We start from the raw sequence: 4,741 nt of genomic DNA, 5'->3' as shown, positions 1-4,741 counted from the left end.
CTGATACGTCAAGATGCTCGATGAGCGTGAAGGTGGTGTCGACGAGGCAGAGCTGCCAAAGGCATTCAACCGTCAGGAACTCGGCGTGAGGACGGCAATCGTACTGGCCGGACCACTTGCCAACCTGATTTTTGCACTGTTTGCCTACTGGGCGATTTTTCTCTCCGGTGAAACCGGACTCAAGCCGATACTGGATGCGCCGACGCAGAACTCTGCGGCTGCAGAAGCGGGATTTCGCTCTGGTGACGAGATTATTGCGGTTGGCGGAGAGTCGGCGAACAGCTGGGAACGTGTCATTTTTCAACTGATTGATTATGCCGTCGATGATAAGGCTGCGCCCGTTAGCGTCATTGGTGAGGACGGTTTGCAGCGAGAGCTTTATCTGCCTGCTGAAGCCCTGCTGGTGCTTACCGAGAGTCAGGGCGCTGTCAGTCAAATTGGATTAGTGCAGCAGCTTCCTCATATTCCTGCCGTGATCGGAGAGGTTGTAACTGACACTCCTGCGCAGGCTGCCGGTTTTCAGCCCGGTGACAGGGTCACCGGCGTGAATGGCAAGCCAATTCAGGACTGGCATGCCTGGGGCCGCGAAATCCGGGAAAATCCGGGGCGTGGCCTGGAGGTTGAAGTTGAACGCGACGGACGACTACAGCTCCTGCAGTTGATCCCGGGAGAGAAGGGGAGTGGCGACACCGTTATCGGTTTTGCCGGCGTCAGCTACACCGATGATGTTGATTTCGGTCGATATCGATCCGAGATTCACTACAGCCCACTCTCCGCTCTCAAGAGGGCAGCGCAGGAGACCTGGAAAATGTCTGCTCTGACACTGAAAGTAATCGGGGGCATGCTCAGTGGACAGCTCTCGGTCGAGAGCCTTGGCGGCCCCGTGACCATTGCCAAGGCGGCAGGAGATACCGCGGAAATCGGTATTAACGCCTTTGTTCGCTTTCTGGCGATGCTGTCAGTGACGATTGGTGTGCTTAATTTACTGCCGATTCCGGTGCTGGATGGGGGGCATTTAGCCTTCTACCTGGTCGAATTTCTTGCCGGGCGGCCCCTGCCGGATTCAGTGCAGGCGCGCGCACAGGGAATCGGGATGATGATTATGATCGGTATCATGCTATTGGCGCTCTATGTCGACCTCGGCAGAATTTTCGGATGATTCAGTTTCAGCTGGTCATTTCAACATTGGCAAAACTCCTTTATACTCCGAGTAATCGATTTTTTGTTGCTCAAGAATGAATAATATAACCCCGGGCTCGTTAACCATGATGAAGCAAACATCTCGTCTTTTTGTTGTAGTAATTGCGCTGTTGATCTCTTCCGTTGGCTTCGCTGCAAGCTTTTCGATCAAGGATATCCGCGTAGAGGGATTGCAGAGAATCTCAGCTGGGACTGTATTCAGCTATATTCCCTACGAAGTGGGAGACCGTGTTGATCAGAATGCGCCTGCTGAAATTATCCGTTCGCTCTACGGCACCGGCTTTTTCAAGGACGTTCAACTTGAGCAAGACGGTAATGTTCTGGTAGTCACCGTTGTCGAGCGTCCTGCAATCGCCTCGATCACCCTGGAAGGTAACAAGGATATTGATGACGAGACGATTCTCGAGAGTATGCGTTCCGTGGGTTTTGTTGAGGGCCGGGTATTTAATGAATTACTGCTTGATCGTACCAAGCAGGGGCTCAAGAGCGCCTACTTCGATCGTGGCAAGTACAGTGTCCAGATTGACTCCGTGATCACTCCTCTCGAGCGTAACCGTGTCGCTGTCGACCTGCTGATCCGCGAGGGCAGGACAGCCACCATCGAAGAGATCAACATCGTTGGTAATACAGCTTTCGACGAGGATGATCTTCAGGATGAGCTGTCACAATCGACCGGTAGTATTATTTCGCGATTTACCAAGGAAGACCGCTATTCGCGTCAGAAGATGACGGCGGACATCGAAACCCTGCGCTCATATTACATGGATCGCGGCTTCATCAAGTTCGATGTTGATTCTACCCAGGTCAACATCAGTCCGGAGAACGAGAAAGTCTACCTGACGATGAATATCAGTGAGGGTGATGTCTACACGCTCAGCGATGTACAGATCGCAGGCAAGACGATTGTCGAGCCGCAGAAACTCTTCCCGCTGATTCACCTCGTGCGTGGCGAACCCTTCTCGCGCAAGCTGGTCGTACGAAGCGCCGAGCGCCTGACCAGTGCACTCTCCGACCAGGGATATGCTTTTGCCAAGGTCAACCCGATTCCGGTTATTGATGAAGAGAACAAAACCGTTGCAGTGACCTTCTACATTGAGCCTGGTCGCCGCGTTTACGTGCGCAGAATCAATATTCATGGCAATACGCGTTCACGTGATCGTGTTCTGCGCCGTGAATTCCGCCAGATGGAATCTGCCTGGTACTCAGCCGAGCAGGTGACCAGGTCAAAAGAGCGCCTGTTGCGACTCGGCTACTTTGACAAAGTCGATATCACCACATCGCCAGTGCCTGGCGCACCTGACCAGATTGACATCAATGTCAGCGTGGTTGAGCATCGTTCCGGTGAGTTGATGTCTGGTGTTGGTTACTCGCAATCGGGCGGTGTTTCACTGCAGGCGAGTATCAGTGAGGAGAACTTCTTTGGTACCGGCAAAAAGGTAAAACTGGGCTTCAATACCAGTGATGTCACGACCTATTACGAACTCAGCTATACCGATCCCTATTTCACCATGGATGGCGTCAGCCAGGGCTTTACCCTGCGCTTTAGTGAAACTGACCTGAGTAATGTCAGTGGCTCGGTTACCACGGACTATGCAACCGATGATGGCAGGATCGGTATCAATTTCGGCTTCCCGATCACCGAGCATGACCGATTTCGTGTCACTGCAGATATCGATTACACCAAGCTGAAGGTGATTGATCCAAACGATGATGGTCCTGATGAGGATTATTGTACGACAGGTGACAATACCGAAGACCTGAATCCTGCGGAAGACTTTATTTGCGGACAGGATGGGCAGGATGACTATCTGAATTATGTTGTTGGTTTCGGCTGGACACATGACAGCCGTAACCGTGCTTACTTCCCGACCAACGGTAGCCAGATCTCTGCTGGCCTCAGTGTTTCAACACCGGGTAGTGATCTTCAATACTTCACGGCGAATTACAGCCAAAAGACTTACGTACCGGTTTGGGAAGACTTCGTACTTGCAGGTCGTGTAAATCTAGCCTACGGCGCCGCCTATGGCGATAGCAGTGAATTTCCTTTCTACAAAAGGTTCTATGCTGGCGGCCCGGGGTCTGTTCGCGGCTTCCAGGCCTACTCGATGGGCCCGACCGAGTGTGAATATCTTGATATTCCCGACGACTCAAGCTGTAGCGATGCAATTGGCGGCACCATCAGCATGACAGGTTCACTCGAGTTCTGGACTCCGCCGCCTCTCGCTGACCTGAAAGACAGCATGCGCTTGGTAGGTTTTGTCGATTTCGGTAATGTGTTCGATCCTGATATCAGTGATTTTGATGTCGGTGAGCTGCGTTACAGTGCCGGTGTTGGCATGAGCTGGCTCTCTCCTGTCGGTCTGTTGAATGTCAGTTATGCAATGCCATTGAACGATACGGCGACTGATGAGGTCGAAGAGTTTCAGTTCACATTTGGTACGCGCTTCTGAGTGCGCACCTGAAACCAGGTTGAAAACTAGATAATGTTGAAATCGCTAAAACTCATACTGCCGGTTCTCTTTCTGTTGCAGGCATCTGCGGCAAGTGCAGAGTCATCTCACAAAGTCGGCTTTGTAAATGTACCCCTGATCATGAAGAATTCCCCCCAGGTCGCCGAGATTGAAGAGGGGCTGAAGCAGGAGTATCTGAGCCGCAACAAGGTGCTTGATTCTCGCCGTGAAAAGCTTCAGGAACTTGAGGTGGAACTCAAGGATGCCGGGTCTCTCTCATTTGAAGATCGAACGGCACTCGAACGCAAGGTTCTCACCGAACGACGTCGCCTCAAAGAGGCAACAAGTGAGCTCGATGAAGATATCGCCTTCAAGAAAAACGATGAGCAGAACCGTTTGCGTGTCCTGATTGCCGAGACGATTGAGTCGATAGCCAGGGAGCAGTCTATCGACCTGGTATTTGAAACTGCCGTGGTCTATGCAAGTGATCGAGCAGATATTTCAAAACAGGTACTGGAACGCATGCAAGCGGCTTACGGGGCGAACAAGAGCGAATCAGCCGGCAAGTGATGAGCAACCCTGTCTCACCAATAAGCCTCGAAAAGCTGGTGACAATTGCGGGGGGGGTGCTGACAGGTGATGGGAGTCACCTGGTTGATGGGGTCGCTCCCCTGCACGATGCGCAAAGCCACCAGGTTGCGGCATTGACGAACAGCCGTTACAGAAATGAATTGGAGAACAGCGGTGCCGGATGCATCATAGTCGCGGAGAAGGATGCTAAAGGGCTAAACCGCAACAGGGTTATTCACCCTGACCCATCATTGGGTTTCGCCAGAGTGAGCAGGTATTTCAATCCGCCCAAGCCGGTCTTGCCTGGTGTTGCTGGCTCTGCAGTGATCCATGCCACGGCAACAGTTGCTGCCAGTGCAGAGATTGGTGCAAACACAGTTATTGGTGCCAATGTTGTAATTGGCGATGGCGTCCTTATTGGGCCTGGCTGCGTGATTCTCGAGAATACAGTCGTCGGAGAGAGTAGCCACCTGCTTGCAAACGTGACCTTGTGCGAAGGAGTTGAGATTGGCGCGCATTGC

The 4,741-nt window shown here is 52.4% G+C and carries 4 protein-coding genes; all 4 read left to right on the top strand.

What is annotated here, in order from left to right; genetic code table 11:
• The first annotated feature begins 13 nt into the window (after positions 1-13).
• Entirely contained in the window at positions 14-1,159 is a 1,146-nt protein-coding gene (gene rseP, locus BOW51_RS07675; protein WP_078477169.1) for an RIP metalloprotease RseP, read from the top strand.
• Between the two features lie 106 nt (positions 1,160-1,265).
• Entirely contained in the window at positions 1,266-3,650 is a 2,385-nt protein-coding gene (bamA, locus tag BOW51_RS07670) for an outer membrane protein assembly factor BamA (protein WP_245828612.1), read from the top strand.
• 33 nt (positions 3,651-3,683) lie between these two features.
• Positions 3,684-4,220 (top strand): OmpH/Skp family outer membrane protein, encoded by a 537-nt coding sequence (locus tag BOW51_RS07665; RefSeq protein WP_078477167.1) that lies wholly within the window; start codon positions 3,684-3,686, stop codon positions 4,218-4,220.
• Positions 4,220-4,741 (top strand): LpxD N-terminal domain-containing protein (locus BOW51_RS07660; RefSeq protein WP_281252875.1); only part of this gene is annotated, 522 nt, incomplete at its 3' end. The genes BOW51_RS07665 and BOW51_RS07660, both read left to right, overlap by 1 nt.

This window comes from Solemya elarraichensis gill symbiont (genome assembly GCF_002021095.1).
In the GTDB taxonomy this organism is placed as follows: Bacteria; Pseudomonadota; Gammaproteobacteria; order Chromatiales; family Chromatiaceae.
The sequence above is the reverse complement of the archived record's forward strand: the minus strand, read 5'-3'. Positions and strand labels throughout refer to the sequence as shown.